Below are 26,246 nucleotides of genomic sequence, written 5' to 3'. Positions count from 1 at the left end.
CAGTGAGTCGATGACTCAGCCCGGGACCGTGCTGAACGAGTTCGCGACGTCGAACCTCAGTGTGCCGGGTGTTGGGGCCGGACAAGGAGGAACCGTGGCGAAGGCGATCCGCTTCTACGACACCGGGGGCCCGGAGGTGATGCGGTGGGAGGCCGTGGAGGTCGGCGACCCCGGGCCGGGGGAGGTCCGGATCCGCCATGAGGCGGTGGGCCTGAACTTCGCCGACACGTATTTCCGAACCGGGTTGTATCCGGCTCCGCTCCCGGCGGGGATGGGCGTCGAGGCCGCCGGGGTGGTCGAAGCCGTCGGACCGGAGGTGACCGCCGTGCGGGCCGGTGACCGGGTGACGTACACCGGGAGCCCGTTGGGCGCCTACAGCACGGAGCGGGTGATGCCGGCCGAGCACTTGATCGCGCTGCCCGATTCGATCGCGTTCGACACCGCTGCCGCGATGACGATGCGAGGCCTGACGTCGGCGTATTTGCTGCGCCGGATCCACTCGTTGCAGCCGGGTGACACGGTGCTGTTGCACGCGGCGGCCGGCGGGGTGGGGCTGATCTTCTGCCAGTGGGCCAAGTTGCTGGGAATCACTGTGATCGGTGCGGTCTCCAGCGACGAGAAGGCGGCGGTGGCGCGCGAACACGGGTGCGAGCACGTCGTGGTCTATACCCGGGAGGACATCGCGAGGCGGGTGAGCGAGCTGACCGACGGTGCTGGGGTCCCGGTCGTTTTCGACAGCGTCGGCGCCGCCAGCTACCGGGCTTCGCTCGACTCGCTGTCGCGGCGAGGTTTGCTCGTCTGCTTCGGTACTGCGTCCGGCCCGGTGCCTCCGATCGACGCGATGGAGTTGGCCGCTCGGGGATCGCTGTTCGTGACCCGGCCGGCGCTCGCCGACTACATCGCCGACCCGGCCGAGCGCGCCGCGCTGGCGGGCGAGCTGTTCTCCCATGTCGCCGCGGGCCGGATCTCGATCGAGATCAATCAGCGCTATGCGCTCGAGGACGCGGTCGACGCGCATCGCGATCTCGAGGCGGGTCGCAGCATCGGTTCGTCGGTCTTCGCCTGGTGACTACCCGAAAACGTTGATGGAGGTACCTGATGACCAGCACTCTGGCCGCGCCCGGGACAACGCCGTCGCTGTTCCGCGTCGAGCCGATGACCTGCACCATCGGCGCTGAGCTGTTCGACGTCGACCTCGGCGCCGTATCGCGGGACGAGCGGTTGTTCGCCGAACTTCGCCGGCTGCTGCTCGAATACAAGGTCCTGTTCTTCCGGGATCAGGACATCACCCGCGCCGAGCACGTGGCTCTCGCCCGCCGGTTCGGCAAGCTGGAGGACCACCCGATCAACGGCAGCGATCCCGATCACCCCGGGCTGGTGCGAATTTACAAGGACCTGGACAGCCCGGCCGAGCATTACGAGAACGCCTTCCACTGCGACGCGACGTGGCGGGACAACCCGCCGATGGGCTGTGTGTTGCGATCGGTGGAGGCGCCGCCGGTCGGCGGTGACACGATTTGGGTGAACATGGTCGCCGCGTACGAAAAGCTGCCGGCCGACGTCAAGCGGCAGATCCAGGAATTGCGCGCGCGGCACAGCATCGAGGCTTCGTTCGGCGCCGGCCTGCCGACCGAGCAGCGGCATCAACTCAAGCAACGGTTCCCCGATGCCGAACATCCGGTGGTGCGCACGCACCCGGAAACGGGGGAGAAGGTGTTGTTCGTCAACTCGTTCACCACCCACTTCGTCAACTATCACACCCCGGAACGGGTGCGCTACGGCGCCGACTACATGCCCGGAGCGAGTCAGCTGCTCAATTACCTGACCAGCCAGGCGTCGATTCCGGAATACCAGGTGCGCTGGCGCTGGACCGAGAACAGCATCGCGATCTGGGACAACCGCTCCACCCAGCATTACGCGGTGCAGGATTACTGGCCGGCGGTCCGGAAGATGGAGCGAGCCGCGATCATCGGCGACCGGACTTTCTGAATTTCGTCCATCTGAAAACCATTGGAGATCGGAGCCCATCATGCATTTTCTCGACGACGCGTTGTTCCCGGAGAAGCAGGAGAAGCTGGTCATCACTGCCGCGCCGTACGGCCCGGAGTGGGAGCTGAACGATTTCCGGGAGGATCTCCCGCTGACCATGGACGAGCACGTCCAGGCGGCGGTCGACTGCTACGACGCCGGCGCTACCGTGTTGCACATCCACGTTCGCGAACTGGACGGCAAGGGCTCCAAGCGGCTGTCGATGTTCAACGAGCTGCTTGGCCGGCTTCGCGAAGCGGTGCCGGAGATGATCCTGCAGGTCGGCGGCTCGATCTCGTTCGCACCGGAGGGCGAGGGCGCCGACGCGAAGTGGCTGTCCGACGATGCCCGGCACCTGCTGGCTGAACTCGACCCGGCGCCCGACCAGGTCACCATCGCGATCAACACCAGCCAGATGAACATCGTCGAGCTGATGACCCCGGACGACATCGCGGGCACGTCTTTCGAGCGGCCCGAGGTGTGGGACGCGTACCGGGAGATGGTGGTCCCGGCCGGTCCGGAATGGGTCGAGGAGCACCTGCGCCGGCTGCAGGCCAAGGGCATCCAGCCGCATTTCCAGCTGGCGAGCATTCCGCAGCTGGAGACGGTGGAGCGGCTGATCCGCCGCGGGGCCTACACGGGGCCGATGATGGTGACGTGGGTGGCGATCGGCGGCGGCTTCGACGGGCCCAACCCGTACAACATGATGGAGTTCATCCGCCGGGTGCCCGACGGTGCGGTGCTCACCCTGGAGACGCTCATGCGCAGCGTCCTGCCCGTCAACACGATGGCCATCGCGATGGGGCTGCACTGCCGGGTCGGCAACGAGGACACGCTGTGGAGCCCGGGCAAGGAGAAGATGACCTCGGTGCGGCAGGTCGAGCAACTCGTGCGGATCGCGGGCGAGTTGGGCCGGCAGGTCGCCACGGGCAAGGAGGCTCGCGAGATCTACCGGATCGGGGAGAGCTACGCCGACGCCGACGAGACGCTCGCGAAGATCGGCTTCGCCCCGAACCGCAAGCCCGGCCAGGTCGGCTTCACGCACCACGCCTGACCGTCGCCGCCGACCCGATTTGGGCCGGTGCCGCACCGGGGGAGGCGGCACCGGCACTGGGGGACTGAACAACTTCACGCTGATGTTCGCTCATTCCGGTCAACAAAGGAGTTGCCGATGGAAGCCGGCACCACAGCAACGAGGGATCCACGTCCCTCGCCGAAGCTTCGAGCAAGTGGTCGGTCGCGGTTCTACCCCTGGGTTGTGTTCGCACTCGCGTTCGGGCTCCTGTTGTCGGATTACATGTCCCGGCAGGTGCTCAGCGCGGTCTTTCCGCTGCTCAAATCGGCCTGGACGCTCACTGATTCCCAGCTCGCCTCGCTGAGCAGCGTCGTCGCCTTGATGGTGGGCGTGCTGACCCTCCCGCTGTCGATCGTCGCCGATCGGAGGGGCCGGGTCAGGAGCATCGTGTGGATGGCGGTGTTGTGGAGCCTGGCGACGCTGGTGTGCGCAGTGGCCAGCGGGTACAGCCAGATGCTCGGCGCGCGTTTCCTGGTCGGCGTGGGGGAGGCCGCTTACGGCAGTGTCGGCATCGCCGTCGTGCTGAGCGTCTTCCCGTCCCGGCGGCACGCCACGTTGAGCGGCGCGTTCATGGGCGCGGGATCGTTCGGCTCGGTCATCGGCGTCGCCCTCGGCGGGATGCTGGCCGTGCAACTGGGATGGCGTTGGGCCTTCGCGGCGATGGCGATCCTGGGCCTGATCCTCGTCGCGTTGTTCCGCGCTGTGATCACCGAACGCAGGCTTGACCGGCACGCCGCGGACGAGCCGAGACTGGCCGAGGTCTCGGCGGCAAGGCGGCACGCGCCGTTCTCCAGTCTGTTCACCAATCCCGCCGTGCTGTGCGCGTACCTCGGTGGCGGCTTGCAGATGTTCACCGCGGCGGTGTTGCTGTCCTGGCTGCCGACGTATTTCAACCGGTTCCACCATCTCGGGGTGGGCAAGGCCGCGACTGTCGCCTCCGTGTTCGTCCTGTGCGTGGGCACCGGGATGGTCGTGTGCGGCATCATCACCGACCGAGTCGGCCGCCGGGTCGCCGCGCGCAAATGGACGGCCGGGATCGTCTTCTGCGTCATCGCACTGGTGTGCCTCTCGGCCGGTTTCCGGATGGATCCCGGCACGCCGCAGCTGATCCTCATCGCGTGTGGTGCGTTCTTCTCCGCCGGCAGCTCCGGAGTCACCGCGGCCATGGTCGCCAACCTCACCCACAGTTCGGTCCGGGCCTCCGCGATGGGCACCCTCACCGTGGCGAACAACCTGCTCGGGCTCGCGCTGGGTCCGTTCGTGGCCGGACTTCTCGCCGACCGGTTCGGCCTGCGCACCGCGCTCGAACTGTGCCCGCTGATCTATCTGGCCGCCATCGCGGCCCTCGTGGCCGGCAAACGCCTTTACCCGGCCGGGTTGCGCAAGCTCGCCGCTCTCACCGGCCCCGTTCCCGACACCGACAGGAGCTGACGTTGACCGATATCGCCCCGACCGTGGTGATCGTGCCCGGTCTCCGCGACCACGTCGCCGACCATTGGCAAACGCTGCTGGCCGAACGACTCGACAAGGTACGCACCGTTCCGCCGCTCGAACACGACAAGCTCAGCCGTGCCGCCCGCGTCGCCGCCCTCGACGCTGTCGTGAACGACGTCGAGGGGCCGGTCGTGCTCGTCGCGCACAGCGCCGGCGTGATCACCACCGTGCACTGGGCCCAGCAACCTGCCCGGCCCGTCCTGGGTGCGCTGCTGGCTGCCCCGGCCGACCTCGAACAGCCGCTGCCGGAGGAGTATCCCAGCCTCGACGACCTCGACCGGAACGGGTGGAATCCGATCCCGCGCCGCACGCTGCCCTTCCCCAGCACAGTGGCGCTCAGCTCGAACGACCCCCTGGGCAGCCGGTCGCGGATCAGCGGCATGGCTGAGGCGTGGGGGAGCCGTCCGGTCGACCTCGGACCGGTCGGTCACCTCAACCCCGCCGCCGGTTACGGGCACTGGCCGCGCGCGGAGGAGCTGCTGGCGGAGTTGGTGGCCAGGTCGGCCCAGTCCGGGGTCCTGGCCGCGAGCGCGGTGAAATGACCGCAAAGCTCTGTCCCTCGCCTGCCGCCGCCGTCGCGGACATCGCGGCGATCGCGGCCGGGCCCGCCACCGACCTCGCGGTGATCTCCAACAACTGCGGCATCGACGACTACGGGCTCGAAATCCTGTTGCGGAACAGGCGAATCCGCAGAATCACGGCGTCGTACCTCGGCGAGAACAAGGAGTTCGCGCGGCAGTTCCTCGCCGGGGAGATCGAGGTCGAGCTGACCCCGCAGGGCACGCTGGCGGAAAAGTCGCGCGCCGGCGGCGCGGGCATCCCCGAGTTCTTCACGCCGGCCGGGGTCGGCACGCCGGTCTCGGACGGCGGTCTGCCGTGGCGCTCCGCGGCCGACGGCTCGGTCGCGGTGGCTTCACCGCCGAAGGAAACCCGTGTGTTCAACGGAAAAACCTACGTCCTGGAGGAGTCGATCACCGTGGACTACGCGCTCGTGCACGCACTGCGCGGCGATTCCGACGGCAACCTGGTGTTCAACCTGTCCGCCGGAAACTTCGAACGCGCTCGCCGCGGTCGCCGGCCGGACCTGCGTCGCCCAGGTCGAGCACTTGGTGCAGCCAGGCGAAATCGATCCGATGGCGGTGCACGTTCCCCGCATCTTCGTCGACCGGATCGTGCACACCGGGCCGCAGCGCAAGCGAACCGAGAAGGTCGCCACGACGAAAGGCGAAGGTCGATGAGCGAGCCCGCCGGGTGGACTCGAGAGCAGACGGCCGCTCGCGCCGCCGCCGAGCTGCGGCCCGGCCAGTACGTGAACCTGGGCATCGGCTTGCCCACGCAGATCCCCGATAACCTGCCAGACGGGGCGCGAGTGGCGCTGCACAGCGAGAACGGAATCCTCGGCGTGGGTCCCTGCCCCGTCGAGGACGCCGTCGACCCGGACCTGATCAACGCCGGAAAGGAGACGGTCACCGTCCTTCCCGGTGCCTCGTTCTTCGGCTCGGCGCTCAGCTTCGCGATGATCCGCGGGGGCCACCTCGATGTCGCGGTCCTCGGCGGCATGCAGGTCTCGGCCACCGGTGATCTCGCCAGGGGGACGGTTCCCGGGCAGATGATCGAAGGCATGGGCGGAGCGATGGATCTCGTGCACGGAGCCAAGCGGGTCATCGTGCTCATGACACACAACGACAAGACCGGTGCGGCGAAGATCGTGCTCGAAGTGCGTGCCGCGACTGCGGCCGCGTTGCGGGTGGAGCCGACCCTCGCGCAGAACGGGCAGGCACCGTGCTGAACCTGTCCGTCCTGCTGGAGGATTCGGCCCGCCGGCACCCCGATCGGGACGCCCTCGTGTTCGACCGGGAACGCCTGACCTACGGCCAGGTGGCTGCGCTCGCGAACCAGATTGCGAACCTCCTGGTGTCCCGCGGCGTCCAACCCGGCGACCGAGTCGCCCTGTCCTGCCCGAACCGGCCGGAATTCCCCGCTGTCTACTACGGCATCCTGAAGGCCGGGGCGGTGGTCGTCCCGCTCAACATCCTGCTCAAACCCCGCGAGATCGCCTACCACCTGGAGGATTCCGGGGCGACGGCGTATTTCTGCTTCACCGGCACGGACGAGCTGCCGATGGCGGAGTACGGGCTTACCGCCTTCGCCGCCACACCGTCTTGCCCGCATCTGTTCCTGATCGGCAATGGCGCCGACGGCGGAGGCGTCCCCGCCGGAGTCGAAATGCTCACGCCTGCCCTGGCACCGCAATCGGATCGATTCGACACTGTGGTGCGCGAGCCGGCGGACACCGCTGTCATCCTGTACACCAGCGGCACCACGGGGAGGCCCAAAGGCGCCGAGCTTACCCACGCGAATATGGTGCTGAACGCACTCACCGCCAACCGTCTGTTCGACAGCGGCGCGGCGCGGCGGGACACCCATTTGCTGACATTGCCGCTGTTTCACTCGTTCGGCCAGACTGTGAACCTGAACGCGGGCCTGTCGGTCGGCGCCACGCTCGTCCTGATGCCCAGATTCGATCCGCGAAGAGCGTTGCAGCTGATGCTCGATGAGAGCGTCACCGTCTTCGCCGGCGTGCCCACCATGTACTGGTCGCTGCTCGGCGTCGCCGACGAAACTGTTGAAATCGACCGGATCGCGCGGACGCTGAGGCTCGCGATCTCGGGCGGTGCCGCACTCCCGGTCGAGATCCTGACACAATTCCGGGGCCGATTCGGGGTGCATATTCTCGAGGGCTACGGCCTCTCGGAGACCTCCCCGCTGGCTCTCTTCGCCGATCCGGAACGCGATTCGCGCCCGGGGTCGATCGGAGTCCCGGTGTGGGGTGTCGAAGCCCGGCTTGTCGACAGCGACTGGAACCCCGTCGCCGGCGATGGCACCGGGGAGATCGCACTGCGCGGGCACAACGTCATGAAGGGCTATCACAACCGTCCGGAGGAGACGGCGCAGGTCATGCGGGAGGGGTGGTTGCGGACCGGCGATATCGCGCGTCGCGACCCCGATGGGTTCTACTATCTCATCGATCGCGCCAAGGACCTCATCATTCGCGGCGGCTTCAATGTCTATCCCCGGGAGATCGAAGAAGTCCTGCTGAGTCATCCGGCGGTGTCCCTGGCAGCGGTAATCGGCGTACCTGACGAACGTTCCGGCGAGGAAATCGCGGCATTCGTCATCCTGCACTCAGCTTCCGGGACCACGGAAGCCGAACTCATCGCGTGGTGCCGTGAGCGCCTGGCCGACTACAAGTACCCGCGCTACGTCACCTTCACCGAAAACTTGCCTATGAACGCGACCGGGAAAGTACTCAAACGGGAACTCGCGGCCGGGTGGGCGCGATGAACGAACCAGCGCCCAGCTCCGGGAACATCGTGGAGCGCATGAAGCGAAACGGCACTTGGAATTCGCTCTGGGACGGCCTCGACGACCTTGATCCCGAATGGACGGAACAATACCTGAGCGCGACAACGGAGCCCTTCGAAAGCGGTGTGCTCTCGCCGCAGGTCGTTCAGTTGCTCTGCATTGCCGTCGACGCGTCCTGCACCCACATGTACGCCCCCGGTGTCCGCCGCCACATCCGGGCCGCACTGGACCTGGGCGTGACGCCCCGCGAAATCTTCGAAGTACTCAAACTCGCCACTACCATCGGCATTCACGCCTTCAACGTCGCCCTGCCAATCCTGCGGGAAGAGGCAGCCGATCGGGACGGATAAGCCGCTCACTCGCGGACGGCGAATGAAAGCGCAGTCGATGCCGGAGGTGCTCCCGACAACGCGCTGCTGTTTTCGACGAGCTGTCGCCGGAGAGCGGTGCGGGGTCGGAGACGGCGACGCTTGGTGGTGCCGATCCGGGTTGGTCTGGGCGGTCACCGCGACGGACTTCGCGCAGCAGGCTTGCGTTAGTCGCATCCGCGGTCGCGAGGCGACGTAGGGCAGGTTGCTTTCCCTGCTGATGCTCGGGCCCAGCCGGACACGGCAGCTGTGTCCAACGGCTGGACGAAGGCAGTCTTCTGATGACGGCTGCCGCCCCGCGAGCAGCAACCGACGCACGTCGTCAGCTTGCCTGCCGCAGAGCGAGAACGGCTCGTCGAACGTGGCGTTCGCGCGATGGCAGTCCGAGCCGAGCTTCTCCAGATCCAGCAGTGCCGGCAGGGAGGCGTCGGAGGCGGTCACGACGCTCCGAGCAAAGTCTGGGACCAGCAGCGCCAAGGCGTCGACGGCGAGGACGGCGGGGCGGATCCAGCCGCGGTCCAGAAGACCGCCGACCGGGCCGGACAGTGAATGCCGCCCGGCCGGTCGTGCTGTCGCCACCAGATCGCAGACACTCCGACTGCGAGAGCCAGAAATGCAGTGCTGCGGATCATCGAATGCGAAGCACGCCGCAAAGCTCCGCGCCGGTTGGCAATGCGCTGGTGGTGCTCCCACCGGTCCGTCACTGCGGCACCTTGCGAGATCCGTGGGTGGCCTAGTGCTTCCAGCACCGCCCGGCACACCATTGCGTGCAGGTGAAGGGCGAATTCTCGCCACTGATAGCGCGCTGGAGACGGCACGACTACGGTAAGCCGCCCCCGAGATGTGTGAGGTTTCCCCTGTGGGCCGGACACTCTGATCCTTGGCTTTGGCCTGGGGAAGGGCTGCACGATCTTCGCCATGGCGCGGCGACGTTGGCGTTGGCGGCGGGGGTGGAGATGAAGGTGGTGCAGCGGATGCTGCGGCTCTCCTCGATCACCATCGCCTCCGCCACCTACACGTCGGTTCTGCCTCAGATGTCGTTCGCGGCGGCGGAAGCGGCGGCGGAAGCGGCGGCGGCGATCATCCCGCGGCAGTCGGCGCGAAGTCTCGGGCTCGCCAACGACCACAATGGACAGTCCAGAACCGGAAGAAACCTCTCCAGAAAACCAAACTCCCCAGGTCTATGAATCTCAAGACCTGGGGAGTGAGGGTGCGCCATCAGGGACTCGAACCCCGAACCCGCTGGTTAAGAGGTGCCTTTTCGTCTGGTCGCAGCGTGCTTGCGGTGTCGCCTCGTGTCGGCCGGTGTTGTCGTGTGGTGGAGGTCTCGGGCTTGCCTCGGGCTCGCAAATACCGGGTTGTGTCGTCTGGTTCGGTCCTGGTCTGGCGCGGCGTCGTGTGGTGGTCGGCGTGACAGGGTCGGGTGCTCGGCGTGATCCGGTCGTCGCGGCGGTGGGTGTCATGGTGGGAGTCGTTGTCGGGCTGACGTTCACGTTCGGTTTTGGGAATGTGCTGGTGCTTGGGCTTCGGCTGAGTGTGCCGGTGTGGGTGGCTCCGTTGGTCGCGCCGGCGGTGGATTTGGCGGTGGTGGCGTTGCTGGTCGCGATTCAACGGTTGTCGGGGTGCGGAGGGTTGTGCGCGGGCATGCGGTCGGCGCGGTGGCTGTTGGTTGGCACGAGTGTGGGGACGTTGGCGCTCAACGTGGCCGAGCCGCTGGTCGCCGGCGATGTCGGCAAAGCGCTGTTCGACGCGGTGAGGTCGCGACTGGTGGGACACCGAACTGGGACCACCCCCGCTCGCGCGGGAAGACTCGCTGGCACCCAGCTCGACGGCGCACGCTTCGGGGCCATCCCCGCTTGCTCGGGGAGAACCTGGTGACCGACGATTGCGGCGACGGCGACACCGGACCACCCCCGCTCGCGCGGGGAAGACTAGACGCCGGCATTGGCGAACGTCCACGCGCCGGGACCACCCCCGCTCGCGCGGGAAGAACGTTTCATGGCCTGCGAGTCAAACTTTAGTGCATGGCGCGTTTCATTCACTTTCGGTGGTTGGCGAAAAGCGGGTGGAACTTCTTGAGCTGCAAGGCTTCTTCGCGGACGTTGTGCTTTCGTTGGTTTGTCCTGATGGCATCGGCGATCGGGATTCGCTGGTTTGTCGCTGCGCTGTGGGCAGTACGGGGTGGGTGGCGGGGCCTGGTCGGTGGGTGTCGTCACTGCCTGGGTGAGGTTGGTTGCTGTCAGTGGTGATTGCTGGGAGGGTGGTGATTGCATCGATGGCAGCCGAGGGGGATGTCGCAGGTGGATGGTCCGGGGTTTCATGTCGATATCGCGGCGGTTGACGAGGCCGCGCGTGGTGTTTCGGGGAGTGTGCACGACCAGGACGGTTTCGAGTTACGTGGTTTGTGCGGCGAGGCCGAGCTGTACGGCCATACCGGCGTGCACGACGCTTTGATGGAGTTCGCGACGCGCTGGAGCGACGGCCTCGACGTTCTGGCCGGGGACGCGTCAGCGATCGGGGATGTCCTGACTCGGGCTGTTCAAGCCTATCGTTCGATTGACGAGGCTGCGACGCGGTCCTTGACCGGCGATCCGGGCGTCAAGGCGGTGGAGGATGGCTGAGCTGGGCACGACCGGCAACCCGACGGAATTGGTGCCGGGCGATCCCGCCGCTGTCGAGGAGAACGCGCGTGTGCTGCGCGGAAGAGCCGCCCGGGCAAACGACGCGACGGAAGGCCTGCAAGCGATCGACACCGGTTCGTGGACGGGGCCCGCGGCGACCGCGTTTCACGACAAATTCTCCTACGAGCCGGGGAAGTGGTTTACCGCGGGAGTGGCTTTGGGCTCCGGCGCTGGCGCGCTGGAGGCTTACGCGGCGACGTTGCGGTGGGCTCAGGGGCAGGCCCGCGAAGCGATCGAGCAGTGGAGCCAGGCGGAGGCGGCCACGGGCAAGGCCAAGGCCGAGCATCAAAAGGCGTCCGACCAGGCCGCCGCCCAAGGCCGGCCCGCGCCGGTGTTCAGCGATCCGGGCGCTGCCGGCAGGCAGGCCGCGACCGAAGTACTCAACCGCGCCCGTGCGCAACTGGCCGAGGCCGGCGATGAGGCGGCGACCGCGCTGCGGGAGGCTGCGCAGCCTGCGCCCACGAAATCGAGCTGGCTCGACGACGTCGGCAATTTCGTCGAGGACGTCGGTGCGCATCTGGTCAACGGACTGGCGTCGTTCGGCAACGCCATGCTCAACCACCCCGGGGACGTCGTCGCCGCGGCGGCCGGCATCGGGCTGACGGTGATCAGCTCGGCCGGCGAAGGGCTCGGCGTCGTGCTGGACGCCACTGGCGTGGGCGCGGCCGCGGGCGTGCCACTCAATGTCGTTTCGGCGGCGGGTATGGCCACGGGCGCGACCATGACCGGTGCGGCGGTGGCGCACATGGCCGCGAACGCGGCAGGCGATGATCACGTCGAACCGATGAAAACAGGCGGCTCCCAGTCCGGTTCGGAGGTTCGCGAGCTGACGTCGTCGGAGCAGCGTTCGGTGCGATCCCTGCAGCGCAACATCGAGGAACACGAAACCAAGCTCGCCCAGTACAAGGCGAACCCGGATGCCTACGACAACCAGGGTATTCTGAAAAACGCGCCGACTCCGGAAATCCGCCAGCGCATCATCGACGGCCGGGTCCGGCATCTGGAGACCGAAATCAACACGTTCAGGAAACAGGTCAACGACATCCTCGGAGGGCACGGATCGTGAGCGAGCCACTGCGCATCCCGGTGCAGCAACTGCGAACGGCCTTCGAGCTGCTGATGCAACGGATCGCCGAGGACGAAGGACAAACGGTTTCCCTTCACCGGGACTACTTCTGGTCTATCGCGCCGGACGTCCTTTACAACCCGTATGTCGAGCCGGGCGAGCCGGGCCTCGGGCAACTGTCGGAATCCTGGCAGCACCTGGAAGACCTACTCAAAGACGACAGCTTGGCCATGCCGCACCACCTAGTGTGGCTTGCCGACCTGCTACGGGCGCTCGGGCACCCGCAGACCCGAACCCCGCTGACCTGACTCGGGCTGGTTGCTCACGCGTCACTCGGGATCATGAGTAAGGTGACTGCGTTTTCGTTCTGTTACCGAGCCTGCAGACCGATGCGCTGACCCGCTGGCAGCTGTCGATGCCTCTCGACGGGCTGAGCCTGGAATTCGGGCGCTTCGTGATGAGTCGCCGCAGGCGTCAAAGCCTTGTGAGCGCGGCCTGCTGCGCCTGACACGCCCTGGCCAGCATACAAGTATTTACCTTGGATGCGGCGCGTGTGCTCACCGCATTGGCAGCAGGCCAGCCGCGCTCGCGGCGGCGAGCACATCTAGTCCAGCAATGCAGGCCCCCGCTCGCGTGGGGCGAACGTGGTCGACCGCGGCCGTGGCATGCGGGTCTCCGGATCATCCCCGCTCGCGCGGGGAGAACGGAAACCCGGAAACGCCGAACGTCTATTGCAAGGGACCACCCCCGCTCGCGCGGGCAAGACGAAATACGCCAGCTTCTCGCGATCGCCATGGCCGGACCACCCCCGCTCGCGCAGGGAAGACAACCGCAAGTACCGGATGCCGATCGCCTACCACGGACCACTCCCGCACGCGCGGGGAAGACGCCCCCGCCTACGGGCTGCTGTTCGACTCGATCGGACCACCCCCGCTGGCGCGGGGAGAACGACGGGATGCGCCAGCTCGGCTACAACGTGCAGGGACCACCCCCGCACGCGCGGGGAGAACAACTTCGCTACTTTCGAGCCGAACTACGGCCAGGGACCACCCCCGCTCGCGCGGGGAGAACACTTCTTGACCTGGGAGGTTATCTGGTGGACGTCGGGTTTTCATTCACTTGTGTTGAGCAGTGTGGGTTGTGTGCGTGTCAGTAGTCGTTCGATTTCGATGACGGCGGAATCCTGGTTTCGCAGGGGCTGTTCGCAGCGGGCCGTGTGCCGCGTTGTGGCGGTGGCGGCGCTCGGCCCGCTGCGTTTGGTCAGCGCGTGAGGCGGCAGGAGTCGGGGGTGGCGGTCATGCCGTAGAGGCCGTACCAGCCGGTGCCGATGAGTTTGCCGTTGGCGCGTCCGGTGTCGGACCAGGTGTCGCTGGCGGGGAGGTAGCGGTACCAGAGGAGGCCGCCGCCTTCGGCGGGGTAGGAGCCGTAGAGGACGTCGGCTCCGGGGGAGGTGATGGTTTTGAAGCCGTTCCAGCCGGTGCCGGAGGGTTTGGCCCACTGGGTCCATTCTCCGGTGGTGGCGTCGTAGACGTGGCGGAACAGTTCGCCTTTGGGGGTGCGGGCGTAGAGGACGCCGTCGCCTGCGGCGGCGATGAGGTCGTATTTGCCCCAGCCGTCTTTGAGGAGGCGGTGGTCCCATTTCTTGGCGGCGGGGTCGTAGTTGCGCCAGTGGAGGTTGCCGTCGGGTTCGACGGTGTAGATGTGTCCGCGGGTGTCGACGGTGATGCGGTTGTTGTATTCGGCGGTGGCGTAGCGGCCCCAGCCGTTGTCGATGACTTCGTAGTAGGGGGTGGGGCTGGTGTTGAGGTCCCAGTTGCTGCCGTTCCAGCGGAACTTGCGCAGTTGGCCGTTGCTGTTGGCTTGGTAGACGAGGCCGTCGGGGCCCGCGGCCGTGCGGGCGGACTGCCAGCCGCTGCCGATCTGCTGGCCGTTGCCGTTGATCCAGGAGAAGCTGCCGTTGCGGGGGTCGGTGTGCTGGTAGAGCCACAGCGATCCGTCGCCGCGGGTGGTGAAGATCGGGGCGGCGGGTTTGCAGGTGATGGCGAGGTCGGGCACGTTCTGCCGGATCCAGTCGCCGGCGTTGTCGGCGCGGGCTTCGGTGGATCCGGTGCGGGTTTCGGTTTCGCCGACGCAGCCGCCTTGGAAGGACACGCTGTTGACTGCTACGAGTTCGGGGCCGTCGGGGGTTTCCCGCAGTGCCGGGCCGCCGGCGTCGCCGCGGCAGGTGGAGGCGCTGGCGGGGTCTTTCCCGGTCACGGCGACGGTGGTAGCGGTCGGCTCGCTGGCGGTGAAGGTCGCGGTGTGCAGGCGGTCGGGCACCCATTCGGTGGCGGTGCGTCCGTATCCGGCGATGCGCAGGGTGTCGCCGGGCGTGGGGGCGGTGCGGGCGACGGCCACGGGGCTGATGCCGGTGACGGGGGCGGCGAGTTTGGCGAGCACCAGGTCGCGGTCACCCTTGGGCACCAGGTCGGTGATGCCGGCGACCTGGCCGTCGTCTTGGCTGAGGATCGTGCGGCCGACGATCGCGCTGGAGCGCTGTCTTGGCGGCCCGGCGGGAATGCGGAATCCCTGATCAGGGCTGTCGGCGAAGCAACTGGCTGCGGTGAGCAGCCATTGCGGGGCGACGAGGGCGCCGGTGCAGGTCTGTTCTCCGACAGTGATCTTCGCGGTGAAGCGGTAGCTACGATCCGCGGCCGGCGTCCCGCCGGCAACGGCGGATGCCTGCGGTGCGGTGACGATGCCGGCCGCGACAGCGCTCAGGACTGTCAGCGCTGCGGTTCGCCGCCAGCGAGTTTGTGCTGAGGACACGAGTGTGACTCCTTGGCCAAAAACTGGGTGACAGTAGGCGTGACCGAAACGCAATCCCGTGCGAATGCGGGTGGTGTCCGAGTCGGCCGAACTGTTGTTATCGAATTGCTATCGCCGGATCGGTAACGGCGAGAATGCGCGGTGCTTCTGCGTTACAGGGTCCGGATTTCCACCAGGACGCTGGGCGCGCCGCCGGTGCCTTCGCCGACCGGTGTCCACGAGTTCTTTTCCACCGTGGACGTGGTCGTGCGGCCCTGCGCCGTCAGACTGACTTGCAGACGGTGGCTGTTTCCCTTGACGGTGTAGGTCTCGGGCAGGTCGAGGGACAGGTATCCGGTCTGGCCGACGACGGCGAAGCAGAAGTTTCCCTTGGTGCGGCTGTAGACCTCGACCAGATCCGAGGTGCTCCCGCACTCGGCGAGCAGGATCTTCCCATCTCCGGACTTCAGCGAAATGCCGCGCTCGGCGAGGATTTTCGCGGCTCCGGGATAGGAACGGTCCTCCACCGTGGACCGCTGCGGCGAGTCGTCCGCGGCCGCGCGCGGCGCTTGTCCCGCCGTCGCGACGGCGGCCGAAACCCCGGTCGCGGCGACGGCGGCGGCGATTGCGCTCACGACACGTGAGCGCGACAACGAAAGCATTGATGCCCCCTCCGGCAATGGATGACAGGCCGCGCCTGACGTTGTGCGGCCTGCCGAAGATCATCGCGACGAACGCCCGCAATGTGACACTTACGAGCTGTTTGTATGTTAGATAACTTAGTTTGCTAAATGTCCGGATATTCGGCAAAGTCTGATCGCGAATGCTGCGGGCGCGTCGATGCGCCGCACTGCGTTGATTGGGGTCTGCGCCGATATCAGGCGTTGTTCACGAGGGGAAATTGACAACGTGGTGAGCCGATTTGGCAAACTGTTTTCACGCCGCGCTGTACTGGGGGCCAGACGCGCGGCACCCGGTGGCAGAAGCCGCGGACTGGTCAGGACGAGCGCGCTCGTGCTCGTGCTGTCGCTGCTCTGCGAGCTGCTCGTCGTGCCTGCCGCGAACGCGGCCGGCGCGCCCTTCCAGACAGGCGATGGGGCCGCTCTCGCGGCGCAGTCCCCTCGGGAGCGCGCTCTGGAGGCGTGGAAGACCGGCGGCCGAGGAGTGCGCGAGGCCGCGGCGAACGCCCTGGCGGGCACTGACGACCAGGTCGAGGTGTTCTTGCGTACGGTGCTGGACGCCGTACGGGAAGCCGACGACCGGGTGCGTGCCGTGCAGATGCTCGGTTCCGCTGGCCGCGGGGTGCGCGAAGCTGCGGAGAAAGCGCTCAACGACGGCTCGATCGACGCGATCCGGGCGTTCTTGTCCACGGGATGGCAGTCGCCCTGGGAACACGACCAGCGCGTCGAGGTCAACCGGATCCTCGCCACCGCAGAGGGCCGCGGGGTCCGCGAAGCCGCACAGCAGGCACTCGATGCCGGCGATGCACAGGCTCTGGCCGAATTTGTGCAGTTCGGCCGCAAAACCGCGCAGGAAACCGACGACCGCGTCCGCGTCGTGCAGATCCTGTCCGCCGGCGGTCCGGAGGTCAAGCAAGCGGCATCGCAAGCGCTCGACGACGGCTCTCCCGAAGCGCTGCGCGATTTTCTCGACACCGGTCAGTTCGTCGCACGCGAACGCGACCAGGAACTGCTTTCGGTCGCCCATCTGGCGCAGGTAGCCAAGGACGAGCAGGTACGCGCTGTCGCCGAAACCGCTGCGGCCGAAGAAGCATCCGGTCGTGCGGTCGAGGCCGCGCGGCTGGCCAAGGAAGCCGCCGCCCGTGCCGCGACGGAAACCGAACAAGCCAGGAAAGACTCCGGCCGGGCCGCCGCGGCGGCCGGACGCGCCGCTGCTGCGGCGGCCGGTGCCGCCGATGCGGCTCAGGTCGCTCTCGGCGCGGCTGCTGCGGCGGTCAAGGCTTCTCGCGCCGCAGCCGCCGCGGCGGCGGGCGCGGCGAGTGCCGCGGCGATGGCCCAGCGCGCCGCAGCCCGGGCACAGCGCGCTGCCAGCGACGCGATCACCGACCGCAAAACAGCCGGTGCCGCACGGCAAGCGGCGGAAAACGCCGACAACGCCGCGAAAGCAGCGAAGGACGCGGCCGCCACCATCGCGCACGTCGGCGAGGCAGCCCGGGCGGCGAAACGTGCGGCCGACGCCGCCGTCAGCGCCGCTGCCAACGCGGACAGCGCATCCGGAGCCGCCGGCGCGGCAGGCGGCTACGCCCGCGAAGCAGGCGTGAAAGCCGAGCAGGCTACTGCCCAAGCCGCGAAAGCCAAGCGAGCCGCCGCGACCGCGACCCGCGCCGCGAACACCGCACAGGCCCTTGCGCAGCAGGCCATTTCCGCCGCGACGGAAGCCAAAGCCGCAGCGGAATCGGCCGCCGGGCACGCCGAACGGGCTGCCCAAGCCGCCAGGGAAGCCGCGGACCGCGCCGGCGACGCGGCGGACGCAGCGAAAGAATCAGCCGCGCACGCCGCCGAAGCACAGGGTGCCGCCGACGCGTCGCTAGCCGCCGCGGAACAAGCCCGCAAGATCGGCGAGATCGGCCGCGCAGCGGACGCGGCCCGGCTCGAAACCTGGCAGGACCAGGCCGTGGCCGACGCCGAAAAAGCAAAACAAGAGGAAGCGGACAAGGCCGCCGACGTCGCCTGGCAGGTCGCCGACGCCGCGCGGCTGGACGCCGAGACCCGCACCCTGCTCGAGGCCGCGACAGTACCCGGGGCCACCCGCGACACAATCGTGGGCAACGGCCGCAAGGTCGCGATGCGCCTGATGAGCACCGGCGCGCCCTTCACCAAGGCTGCCGCTGAACAGGCATTGATCGGAAACGACGACGTGGTCGCCGACTTCGTCGCCAGCACGCGGCTGACTGCGAACGAACAAGACGACCGTGCCCGGCTCGCCCAGATCGCCGACACCACCGACCGGTCCGGGCTGAAGACCTCTGCTGCGACCGCGCTGGCCGGCGACTACCCCGGCGTGACCCGGCTGCTGGCCGACCAGGATTACCCGGAACGCGAAACCGACGATCGCCTCCGCGTCGTCCAGCTGCTGAACTCCGGCGGACCCGCTGTCAAGGACGGTGCCTCGAAGGCGCTCGACGCCCACACTCCTCAGGCATTGCGGGAGTTTCTGGCCGTAGGCCAGCACTCCGCCCGCGAGCACGACGAACGCATCGCGGTCAACCAAGTCCTCTACAAAGGCGGACCCGAGGTCAAAGCCGCGGTGCAGGCAGCTCTGTCCGGGCCGGTGTCCTACTTGCGGAAATTCCTCGACGTCGGACAACACCAGGCCGCGCAGCGCGACCACAACACAGCCGCCCACGCCGCCCAGGTGGCCCGGTACGTCGCCGAAGCAACCGAAGCCGCGCAGCAAGCGCAGGAAGCCGCCGCGAACGCGGCCAAGGCTGCTGCACTGGCTCGCAATGCCGCCGCCGAGGCGGCCGGATACGCGGCGCAAGCCGAACGGCACGCGTCGGCTGCCGCCGGCTACGCGGAGGCGGCGGGCCGATCCGCTCGCGAGGCGCAGGAATCGGCCAAGAATGCCGTCGCGTCGGCCAAGGTCGCGCGCAATGCATCGGCTACCGCTCAGCAAGCAGCCCGCGCTGCGGAGGCTTCCGCCGCTGCCGCGAGGACCTCGGCCGCCTGGGCTCGGGCCTCTGCCGTTGCGGCAGCCGATGCGGCGCGGGTGGCTCGGCGTGCTGCTGTCGAAGCCGGTCAGGACGCGGTGAAGGCAGGAGAAGCGGCCGCGCGTGCCGCACAGTATTTTCTCGACCGGCATCGCGTCGAAAGCGCAAACCGGGTCAGCGGCGGCCCGGCCGATGAAGAATATGTCGATGCCGCCACCTATGAAAACGGAACGCAGCTGATCACGGCGGACGGAGTCTGCTACCTCAACGGCATTGCCTTGCCCGGAGGGTTGGGTGTCGGCTCGTGCACCGCTTTCGCGGCTGGATTCGATCGATGGATCGAGAACATCGACTACTTCATCGGCAAGCCGAGTCTTGACGACAAAGACTTGCCGGCCTTCTATCTGAAGGCTTACTGCAAGTTCGATCCGCGAACCTGCGGCTACGCCTTGACTGTGCAGAGCAGCCGCTACCCCGGGAAGGTCGTTGTCGGGCCGGAAAACGGGCCTGTCCTCGGCGGCGGCTTGGGTCGCCTCGCGAAAGGCCTCGGAAAGGTTGCCGGACCGGGCAGCAAGGGGGCCAGTTCGTGGATCGACCAGAGCAAGCTGAAGAACGTCCCCGGTCACTGGGGTGAGGGAATTCCGAACCAAAAGGGTGTCGGCACGCGCTGGTTCGATCCGGCGAACCCTAAGGGGACGACCCTCAGGATCGACAAGGGAAACCCGGCGCACAAGTATCCCTCGCAGCGGATCGATCATGTTAGAGTCACCGAGAACGGCAAAATCATCGGACGGGGAGGTGAAGTATTCCCGCCGGGAACAAAAGTGAATGATGTTTGGGACGAAGCTCATATTCCGCTCGATGAATGGATTACGTGGAGGCACTGGAATCGGCCATGAAAGAAGTTCGCTTCCCTGGGATCAGGACGCAGATCGTCTCCGCGATCGTCAGCTTGTCGGACCGTGAGTACCAAGAACGAGTGTGGATCCGGCACGAACTCCCGCACCCGAACTACTACGATGAATTCGACTTGGCGGTTCACTCCCTCTTTGACGACTCGCCGATCCTGCCGGCTCCTGCTCCCGGCGCCGTCGGAGAATTGATCTACGCTGACGAGGAAGTTCCGCTCGCTCGACTCGGCGAAGTGCTCGGCCCGCTGATCGGCGAACTCGGGGACGTCCCCGACATCGAGTACCTGAACAGTTCACAGTGGCCGGAAGTGGTTCGCCGGGCGAAGGCTGTGCGAGAGATAATGGAACGAAATGATGGAGGGCTCGGTTCTTGATAAACTCGGCGATCATCCCGCTTGGTGATGTTGCGGTGCCGCCAGTGTGCATCAAGCGCCGAGGTGGCGAGGGCAAGGGGAGCGGAATCGCGCAGCGCGACCCGCTGGCGCGGGACTAACCGCGTCTCCTGTACCGAGTCATAACTCGAATGTGGTTCGCTGACCTGCTGTTTTGTCCGTGTGAGGGTTATGCGATGCTCTCCGGCCGTGCTGTTTCGACTGATGTATTTGGTCGTGGTGAAGTTGTTCGGCTGGTGGGGTCTGCTTGCTCGGTCCGCTAGGGCCAAGGACGTCGAGATTCTGGTGCTTCGCCACGAGGTGTCGGTTCTGCGTCGTCAGGTCGGCAGGCCACGTCCTTCGTGGCCGGATCGTGCGGTCTTGTCTGCGTTGGCGCGGCTATTGCCCCGTGACCTGCGTCGGCATCGCATCGTGACGCCGGGCACGTTGCTGGCGTTGCATCGTCGTCTGGTCACCCGGAAATGGACCTACCCCAACCGGCCTGGACGACCAACGGTCGATGATGAGTTGCGCGAGTTGGGTCGTCCGACTTGCCCGGGAGAATCCGCGTTGGGGGCATCGCCGTGTCCAGGGAGAGCTGGTCCGGCTCGGGCACCGCGTCGGTGCAGGCACGATCCGCCGTATCCTCGCCGCAGCCCGTATCGGCCCCGCGCCTGGGCGCAGGGACACCGATTGGCGCACGTTCCTGCGCGCCCAGGCGGCAGGCCTGCTTGCCACGGACTTCTTTCATCTGGACACGATCGGCTTGCGGAGGCTCTGCGTGCTGTTCGTGATGGAGATCCGCACCCGGCGAGTTCACATCGCCGGGGTGACCGCGCATCCGACCGCGGCCTGGACCACGCAAGCCGCCCGCAACCTGCTGATGAGTCTCGGCGAGGGAACCTCCCGGTTCCGGTTCCTTGTCCGCGACCGGGATACGAAGTTCACGGCATCGTTTGACGCGGTGTTCGCCTCCGAGTGCATCGACGTGGTGAAGACCCCGCCGCGAACGCCCCGAGCGAACTGCTTTGCGGAGCGGTTCGTGCGCAGTGTCCGGTCGGAGTGCACCGACAGGATGCTGATCTACAACGAACGCCACGCTGCCGCGGTCCTCGATGAGTTCGCCCGGCACTTCAACGATCACCGTCCGCACCAGGGACGTGAGCACCGCCCACCCAACCACGATCCCGCTGCCGTCATTCCCCTCGACTATCCAGTCCGGCGGAATCGTGTCCTCGGCGGCGTGATTAACGAATACCGCCGAGCAGCCTGAATCGATCATAAAACCGCAGCTCACGGACCGAGTCGCCAGTTTTGGCACGGTACAGGGATCAACGCGGTGCTCGCCACCGCCGCCGCGACCGACACCAACGTTCCCCTGGTTTCCGCCGTGCAAAGTCTGCGGCTGTTCGTCGTCGTCCTCGTCGCCCCGCCGATCATCCGCTGGCTCGCCCGCCGCCAAGCCGGACGGCGGCAACAGCCGGGTGTCAGCCCTCGGGGCGGAAGTTTCGACGGGCCGTCTGATACGTAGTCAGTAGCCCAGACCCTCGGCCGCGACGAACGGGGCCGACTCGCCTCGCAAGGCGTCGATCGTGGACAGGCGGAGGACAACCCGCCGCCGGTTGTCGGTTCGCCGAGCCCTTCCTCCGGCGATCGTCTCGGCGTGGGGCGGACTTGTCCCAGGGGCGCGCACGAACTGCACGTTCTACTGCCGGTAGCGCGCGTCCGGGCATACGGGATTTCAGCGGATCGGGTAAGCGATTCGCGTCCCGTTGTTGATCTTTCGCACGTAGTCTGCTTGCTGCTCAAGACAATCCCGTCACTTTCGCCAGGAGCGCGTGCGTGCGAAAGATCCGAAAATCGATCGGGCTCGCGGCGGCGACCGCTGCCTGCCTGACGATGAGCCTCGCCGGCTCGGTGCAAGCGGCGGCGGCCGCGCCGCAACTGGCGTGGTCGTCCTGCGGGAACGATCAAGCGCTGCCGATCTCGGCCATGTGACGCTGGTAGATGTGGTGGCGGCGCTGGGCCTCGCCATGGCGGCCGGCGGCGAGCAGGTTCAGGTGCGCCTGCTCGTCGTACGAGTCGGCTTCCAGCAGCCGCAACGTGGGCAGGACGGCTTGCTCGACGTCGCCGACCCCTAGCCGCTGGGTGATCAGCGCCCGCAGGAGGGCGTGGTGGGTCGCGCGCAGTTCCTCCGCGAGGTCCTGCGCCCAGTCGGTGCAGGGGTCGTCCTCGAGGAAGTCGCCGGTGTACCCCGCGGCCGCCGCGGCGAGCCGGTCCGACGCGTCCGGGCGCCCGGCGCGGTGCGCCAGCAGGGCACCGGATGCCAAGGTGGAGAACTTCTCCACGTCGATGGCGACCAGCGCCGTGTCGAGCCAGACCGCGACACCGTCGCTGGCCAGGGGCTGCGGTCCGGCGACACCGGGCCGCAGCACGTCGCGGATTGTTCCGGCAATGGCGGCGCGCGCGGAGCCTGGGCGCGGAATCGCCGGGCAGGGTCACGCGCCGGGCACGCCGAGGGCGACGAGGTTGTCCTTCGCGGGGTGCGCGCGGCCGGCGGGTGCTTCGGCGTAGGCGTGCAGCAGCCGCGCGGTGATGGCGGCGTGGGCGGCCGGGTCGGCGCTGTCCTCGGGGCAGCCGGGGTCGAGGGCGCAGATCCAGTATTGGGTGCCGGCGGAGAAAACGGCGGCGCCGCTGGGGGTGGTGTAGTAGCTGGTGTCGGCGAAGTCGGGGTGTCCGCCGCAGGTGACCGGCGAGTGGAAGAGGGCTTCGATCGGGCGGGGGGTCGGCACGGACAGGTCGATCCGTTCGTATTCGTTGCCGACGAGCCCGGGAAAGTTCTGTCCGTTGTGGACGATTCCGGTGAGGAGCCAGTTCCCGGCGTCGGCGGTGACGAGTGCGCCGCGCACCGGGTTGCAGCGGTAGAAGTTGCCCAGCAGCACGCTTTCCGGACGGGGGAAAGGGGGCGAGCGCCATTCCGGTGTCGCTTCGAGGGGGTCGGTCCGGTGGTACGGGTCTTCGGTGAAGGACTTGTAGTCGATTTCGAGGCGGTCCGGGCCGAGGGCGCTCGGGGCGAACCGGATGTGCCGGTAGATTTCGTTGCCGCCGAAGAAGGCCAGGTTGACGCCGCGGTCGCGGGCGGCGGTCGTGTTCTGGCGCATGGCGGCGGACCAGTATTCGTCGTGGCCGAGGGTGAGGGCCGCGCGGGCCCCGTCGAGCAGGTGCGGATCCGCGTGGAGGTCGGTGTCGGTGGCGTAGCCGAGCGGCAGGCCGAGGTTTTCGGCGAAGCGCACCAAGGGCAGTTCGAAGTAGCTGAAATCGCCCGCGCCCTGCATGTCCTTGGCTTGGTAAGGCCGGTCGAACGACACGGCGCGGGAACGGGCCGCTTTGGTCCCGTGGGGAGAGTTGTAGAGGCTGTAGCCGCCCCACTCGTTGTACGCCTGCCAGGTCGTCACCGCGTTGATCAGCACGATCTTTCCCGCGTTGGAGGGGCTGCGCACGGTCAGCGGGACGAACTGCGCGGACCCGTTGTCCCCGTCGAGGCGCAGCAGGTAGTCCCCGGGTTGCCAGCCTGGTGTCGGCACTTCGAGCGAGGGCCGCCACGGTGCGACGACGGTCCGGGTCGGCGCCTGGACGACTGGCGGGGGCTGCACCGAACCCGCCAGCGCCGGTGATTTCCAGACCCGGAGGGCAGCCGAGTCGCGGTAGCCGCCCATCCGGAAGGCTGTCACTGTGTAGTGCGCCGCGGTCGTGCTCACGAAGAGGCGCACCGGGGAGCCGGGGAGGACGCTGGTGCGGTCGGCGAAGCCTTCGATCGCGTGCTCAGGGCCAGGGCGGGCGATCTCCCAGCCGGGGGTGCCCTGCTGCGCGGACACTCCGGGAGCCGTCGCTTTGGCCGGCGTCGGCGGAGCAGCGACCGGCGTCGTGGTGCAGCCTGCCGCCAGCAGCACAACGACCGGCGTCGCTCGCCAAGCTTGGTGCGCCTTCATTCCGGACAGTGTCGGCCTGCTGAGGCCGGTTCGCATCGTCGCCTTCAAGCGGTCTTGCGCCCCTTCCCGCCGCAAGCGCAGGCTCGGAAGATGAAAATGGCGACGTGGCTAGGCGCGGCGGTGTGGGCCGGTTCCTGGCGGCTCATGTACCTCGAAATCACCCGATGGCAGCACGTGAAGCCGACTCTGGCGTTCAATCCCGGACCGCCGGTTCCCGGGACGGACATGAAGGTCCGTCCCGGGAAACCGCTCATCGCGCTGTACGTCGCATGCGTCGTTGCCCCGATGGCGGTCGTGACCGGACTGGTTCGGCAGTTTCGCGCACGCCATAGCGGGTGAACCCTGCCGAACCAGGCCTGTCGCTCAGGAACTGCCGACGGTGGTCGCGCCGTTGGACGCGTTCCAGGCGATCCACCCGTGGGCGAAGTTGTTCCGCCTGCCGCCCGGAATCCCGTATTCGTCAGTGGTGGGATAGCGGAGGAAGGACCGTTCCCAGCCCATCGAGGCCCATCTCGCCCGGATGGCGCCGTAGATGGCGTGTGCGCCGGTGTTGGGGGTCCAGTAGATGGAGGCGCCGCCGGTGCCGGTGAAGTGGTTGTACCGTCCGACGCCGTCGGGCGTGCCGGTTTCATCGGTGGTGGGGTAGCCCAGAACGGACCGTTCCCAGCCCATCGAGGCCCATTTCGCCCGGATGGCGCCGTAGATGGCGTGCGCGCCGGTACTCGGTGTCCAGTAGATGGAGCCGCCGTTGCCGGCGAAATGGCCGTACTGCCCGACGCCGTCGGGCGTGCCCGTTTGATCGGTGACGGGGTAGCCGAGGAGCGACCGCTCCCAGCCCATGGCGGCCCACTTCGCCCGGATCGGCCCGTAAGTCGCGTGTGCGCCGGTGTTGGGGGTCCAGTAGATCGACGCGCCGCTGCCGCCGGAGAAGTGGTTGTACCGTCCCACGCCGTCCGGGGTGCCGGTTTCGTCGGTCGCGGGGTAGCCCAGCACGCCGGCCGGTCCGCCGAGCTGCCGGTATTTCGCGAGGATGTTGCCGTGTACGGCGTGGGCGCCGGACGACTGCGACCAGTAGATCGAGCCGCCCTGGTAGTCCTGTGCCTTGCCGCCCGCCGTCGGCGAGTACTCGGTGCCCACCGGGCTGCCGAGGTAACTGTTCGCGCCGCCTAGCCGGGTGTAGTACGCGACGATCGGGTCGGGTGCGGCCGGCAGCTGGTCCATGAGGCTTTCCAGCGCTTTGCCGACGGCGGCCGGGGCCGCGGTGGTCACGAGGTAGTGCTGCGGTTTGACGGTGGCGGTGTCCCAATGGTCGCTGCCGTCGGCAGCGACGGCCACCGAGCCCGGGGAGGGGTTGTCGGCGAACAGTCCGTTGTGGCCCATGCCGGCGTCGTACATGGCGACCGGGTCCCAGCTGTTCATGTCGTTGCCCGCGCCGATCATCCTGGTGTAAGCGGCACGGACCGGGTTGGTGCTCGGCGTCTGCGCGAGGCCCGCTCCGGTGGAGACGGCTTGGCCGACTTCGTATCCCTCGAATTCGGCGGGTACTTCGACCGGCCATTGGTTGACCGCCTGGGTGGCCGAGGACGCGTCGGCTTTCCAGTTGTACTCCGGCCCGTCGACGGCCGAGCTGACCGGGAACTCGCCGCCCATCATCGTCAGCGACTTCACCTTCTGCTTGATGAGGTCGACACCGCCCAGGCCGCTGTAGGCGTCGGCAGGCGAGTTCATCAGGTTCGCCAGGTTCGTCTCGAGCCCGATCGCGACGATCGTCACGCTGTGGTCCGCCGCGCCGGCGAGCAGTTTCCGGTAGAGGCCGGCGGCTTCGGGGGCGGTGTTCCCGTCCGCGATTCCGGTCGGGAAATTCTGTGCCAGGTACTTCGCGTAGTCCGGATTGGAGACGTCGTCGGCGGCGGGTTTGACGCTGCCGATCGGAATGTCGCCGTGGCCGTAGTAGGTGTTGATCGCCGAAGCCGCCGGTGCGCCCCATTTGCTCGGGTAGTTCACCAGGACACCGAGAATCTTCACTTGGCCGTTGTCCTGCATGGCATTGGCGATCGCCAGTGCGCCCGCGTCGTCCGCGCTGCCGTAGAGGTCGGTGTCCACGATGAGCGGGGCGGCGGCGGCCGACGCGGCGGGGGCGGCGGCTTTCGGCGCGGCGGGAGTGGTGGCCGGTTTGGTCACCGATGGCGCCGGCCGGGTCGCGGTCACCTTGGGCGGCGCGGGTTCCCACGGTTGCCGGTTCGTCGGCGGCGGCGGGGCCTGCGCGGCCGCCGCCGACGCGAGGGGGTGCCCGGAGGTCCAGGCGGCGGTGACGGCTCCCGCCGCCAGCACCGTGATCGCGGACAATGTGCAGAACCGGGGTAGAGATCTTTTCATGAATCGCTCCTCCCGCGTGATCGGCGAACTCCGCCGCCGAATGCGGTGTCGGGAACGCGGATCC

Annotated in this window: 24 protein-coding genes and 2 pseudogenes; 21 read left to right on the top strand and 5 right to left on the bottom strand. The window is 67.7% G+C overall.

Annotated features, from left to right (window positions below):
- Positions 1–10: 10 nt before the first annotated feature.
- The 15 genes and pseudogenes from ACZ7SW_RS09780 (at position 11) to ACZ7SW_RS09710 (ending at position 12,386) form a co-directional block, all read left to right on the top strand.
- On the top strand, positions 11–1,069 hold the full coding sequence (locus ACZ7SW_RS09780; RefSeq protein WP_470229996.1) for a quinone oxidoreductase family protein: 1,059 nt from the start codon (positions 11–13) through the stop codon (positions 1,067–1,069).
- A gap of 29 nt (positions 1,070–1,098) precedes the next feature.
- On the top strand, positions 1,099–1,989 hold the full coding sequence (locus ACZ7SW_RS09775; protein WP_470229995.1) for a TauD/TfdA dioxygenase family protein: 891 nt from the start codon (positions 1,099–1,101) through the stop codon (positions 1,987–1,989).
- 40 nt (positions 1,990–2,029) lie between these two features.
- A complete protein-coding gene (locus tag ACZ7SW_RS09770; protein ID WP_470229994.1) occupies positions 2,030–3,082 on the top strand; it encodes a beta-keto acid cleavage family enzyme in 1,053 nt (350 codons plus the stop codon).
- Positions 3,083–3,286: 204 nt separating this feature from the next.
- Positions 3,287–4,534: an MFS transporter gene (locus tag ACZ7SW_RS09765; RefSeq protein ID WP_470229993.1), complete on the top strand. Its 1,248-nt coding sequence runs from the start codon at positions 3,287–3,289 to the stop codon at positions 4,532–4,534.
- A gap of 2 nt (positions 4,535–4,536) precedes the next feature.
- Positions 4,537–5,139: an RBBP9/YdeN family alpha/beta hydrolase gene (locus tag ACZ7SW_RS09760; RefSeq protein WP_470229992.1), complete on the top strand. Its 603-nt coding sequence runs from the start codon at positions 4,537–4,539 to the stop codon at positions 5,137–5,139.
- A pseudogene (locus ACZ7SW_RS09755) lies at positions 5,136–5,597 on the top strand (CoA transferase subunit A); the annotation flags it as partial. The gene ACZ7SW_RS09760 and the pseudogene ACZ7SW_RS09755, both read left to right, overlap by 4 nt.
- Positions 5,530–5,835, top strand: a complete 306-nt coding sequence (locus ACZ7SW_RS09750) for a CoA-transferase (RefSeq protein WP_470230474.1) — start codon at positions 5,530–5,532, stop codon at positions 5,833–5,835. The pseudogene ACZ7SW_RS09755 and the gene ACZ7SW_RS09750, both read left to right, overlap by 68 nt.
- Positions 5,832–6,308: pseudogene (locus tag ACZ7SW_RS09745) on the top strand (CoA-transferase); the annotation flags it as partial. The gene ACZ7SW_RS09750 and the pseudogene ACZ7SW_RS09745, both read left to right, overlap by 4 nt.
- 71 nt (positions 6,309–6,379) lie before the next feature.
- On the top strand, positions 6,380–7,942 hold the full coding sequence (locus ACZ7SW_RS09740) for a long-chain-fatty-acid--CoA ligase (protein WP_470229991.1): 1,563 nt from the start codon (positions 6,380–6,382) through the stop codon (positions 7,940–7,942).
- The gene (locus ACZ7SW_RS09735) at positions 7,939–8,313 is read left to right on the top strand and encodes a carboxymuconolactone decarboxylase family protein (RefSeq protein WP_470229990.1); all 375 of its coding nucleotides are present in this window, start codon (positions 7,939–7,941) and stop codon (positions 8,311–8,313) included. Before ACZ7SW_RS09740 ends, ACZ7SW_RS09735 begins: the two co-directional genes overlap by 4 nt.
- Before the next feature lie 393 nt (positions 8,314–8,706).
- Positions 8,707–8,880: a hypothetical protein gene (locus ACZ7SW_RS09730; RefSeq protein ID WP_470229989.1), complete on the top strand. Its 174-nt coding sequence runs from the start codon at positions 8,707–8,709 to the stop codon at positions 8,878–8,880.
- Between the two features lie 383 nt (positions 8,881–9,263).
- The gene (locus ACZ7SW_RS09725; RefSeq protein WP_470229988.1) at positions 9,264–9,518 is read left to right on the top strand and encodes a hypothetical protein; all 255 of its coding nucleotides are present in this window, start codon (positions 9,264–9,266) and stop codon (positions 9,516–9,518) included.
- Between the two features lie 1,104 nt (positions 9,519–10,622).
- Positions 10,623–10,952 (top strand): hypothetical protein, encoded by a 330-nt coding sequence (locus ACZ7SW_RS09720; RefSeq protein WP_470229987.1) that lies wholly within the window; start codon positions 10,623–10,625, stop codon positions 10,950–10,952.
- Positions 10,945–12,078 carry a putative T7SS-secreted protein gene (locus ACZ7SW_RS09715; protein WP_470229986.1) on the top strand — a complete coding sequence of 378 codons (1,134 nt, stop codon included), beginning with the start codon at positions 10,945–10,947 and terminating at the stop codon, positions 12,076–12,078. Before ACZ7SW_RS09720 ends, ACZ7SW_RS09715 begins: the two co-directional genes overlap by 8 nt.
- Entirely contained in the window at positions 12,075–12,386 is a 312-nt protein-coding gene (locus ACZ7SW_RS09710) for a hypothetical protein (protein WP_470229985.1), read from the top strand. The genes ACZ7SW_RS09715 and ACZ7SW_RS09710 overlap by 4 nt, the downstream gene beginning before the upstream one ends.
- Positions 12,387–13,338: 952 nt before the next feature.
- Here the strand turns inward: ACZ7SW_RS09710 and ACZ7SW_RS09705 are convergent.
- Complete coding sequence (locus tag ACZ7SW_RS09705; protein WP_470229984.1) at positions 13,339–14,886, bottom strand: tachylectin-related carbohydrate-binding protein; 1,548 nt, start codon at positions 14,884–14,886, stop codon at positions 13,339–13,341.
- 152 nt (positions 14,887–15,038) lie between these two features.
- A complete protein-coding gene (locus ACZ7SW_RS09700) occupies positions 15,039–15,500 on the bottom strand; it encodes a hypothetical protein (protein WP_470229983.1) in 462 nt (153 codons plus the stop codon).
- A 205-nt stretch (positions 15,501–15,705) separates the two neighbouring features.
- Here ACZ7SW_RS09700 and ACZ7SW_RS09695 point away from each other — a divergent pair, with 205 nt between their 5' ends.
- The 5 genes from ACZ7SW_RS09695 (at position 15,706) to ACZ7SW_RS09675 (ending at position 21,815) form a co-directional block, all read left to right on the top strand.
- Positions 15,706–19,434: an ALF repeat-containing protein gene (locus tag ACZ7SW_RS09695; protein WP_470229982.1), complete on the top strand. Its 3,729-nt coding sequence runs from the start codon at positions 15,706–15,708 to the stop codon at positions 19,432–19,434.
- Positions 19,401–19,820, top strand: coding sequence for an SCO4402 family protein (locus ACZ7SW_RS09690; RefSeq protein ID WP_470229981.1), 420 nt, complete (start codon positions 19,401–19,403; stop codon positions 19,818–19,820). Before ACZ7SW_RS09695 ends, ACZ7SW_RS09690 begins: the two co-directional genes overlap by 34 nt.
- A 517-nt stretch (positions 19,821–20,337) precedes the next feature.
- Positions 20,338–21,090: an integrase core domain-containing protein gene (locus ACZ7SW_RS09685; RefSeq protein WP_470229980.1), complete on the top strand. Its 753-nt coding sequence runs from the start codon at positions 20,338–20,340 to the stop codon at positions 21,088–21,090.
- 66 nt (positions 21,091–21,156) lie between these two features.
- Complete coding sequence (locus tag ACZ7SW_RS09680; RefSeq protein WP_470229979.1) at positions 21,157–21,348, top strand: AbrB family transcriptional regulator; 192 nt, start codon at positions 21,157–21,159, stop codon at positions 21,346–21,348.
- A gap of 311 nt (positions 21,349–21,659) precedes the next feature.
- On the top strand, positions 21,660–21,815 hold the full coding sequence (locus ACZ7SW_RS09675; protein ID WP_470229978.1) for a hypothetical protein: 156 nt from the start codon (positions 21,660–21,662) through the stop codon (positions 21,813–21,815).
- Here ACZ7SW_RS09675 and ACZ7SW_RS09670 read toward each other — a convergent pair.
- Together ACZ7SW_RS09670 and ACZ7SW_RS09665 are read right to left on the bottom strand one after the other, a co-directional pair.
- The gene (locus tag ACZ7SW_RS09670; protein ID WP_470229977.1) at positions 21,788–22,252 is read right to left on the bottom strand and encodes a bacterial transcriptional activator domain-containing protein; all 465 of its coding nucleotides are present in this window, start codon (positions 22,250–22,252) and stop codon (positions 21,788–21,790) included. The two genes, ACZ7SW_RS09675 and ACZ7SW_RS09670, sit on opposite strands and share 28 nt — an antisense overlap.
- Before the next feature lie 63 nt (positions 22,253–22,315).
- Entirely contained in the window at positions 22,316–23,806 is a 1,491-nt protein-coding gene (locus tag ACZ7SW_RS09665; RefSeq protein WP_470229976.1) for a N,N-dimethylformamidase beta subunit family domain-containing protein, read from the bottom strand.
- A gap of 90 nt (positions 23,807–23,896) precedes the next feature.
- Here ACZ7SW_RS09665 and ACZ7SW_RS09660 point away from each other — a divergent pair, with 90 nt between their 5' ends.
- Complete coding sequence (locus ACZ7SW_RS09660) at positions 23,897–24,145, top strand: hypothetical protein (RefSeq protein WP_470229975.1); 249 nt, start codon at positions 23,897–23,899, stop codon at positions 24,143–24,145.
- 24 nt (positions 24,146–24,169) lie between these two features.
- Here ACZ7SW_RS09660 and ACZ7SW_RS09655 read toward each other — a convergent pair whose 3' ends face one another.
- Positions 24,170–26,182: a nucleoside hydrolase gene (locus ACZ7SW_RS09655; protein WP_470229974.1), complete on the bottom strand. Its 2,013-nt coding sequence runs from the start codon at positions 26,180–26,182 to the stop codon at positions 24,170–24,172.
- Positions 26,183–26,246: the final 64 nt, after the last annotated feature.

The sequence above is a fragment of the Amycolatopsis sp. NPDC114484 genome, from assembly GCF_055633755.1.
Note: the sequence above shows the minus strand (reverse complement) of the source record. Positions and strands in the feature narration are given on the sequence as shown.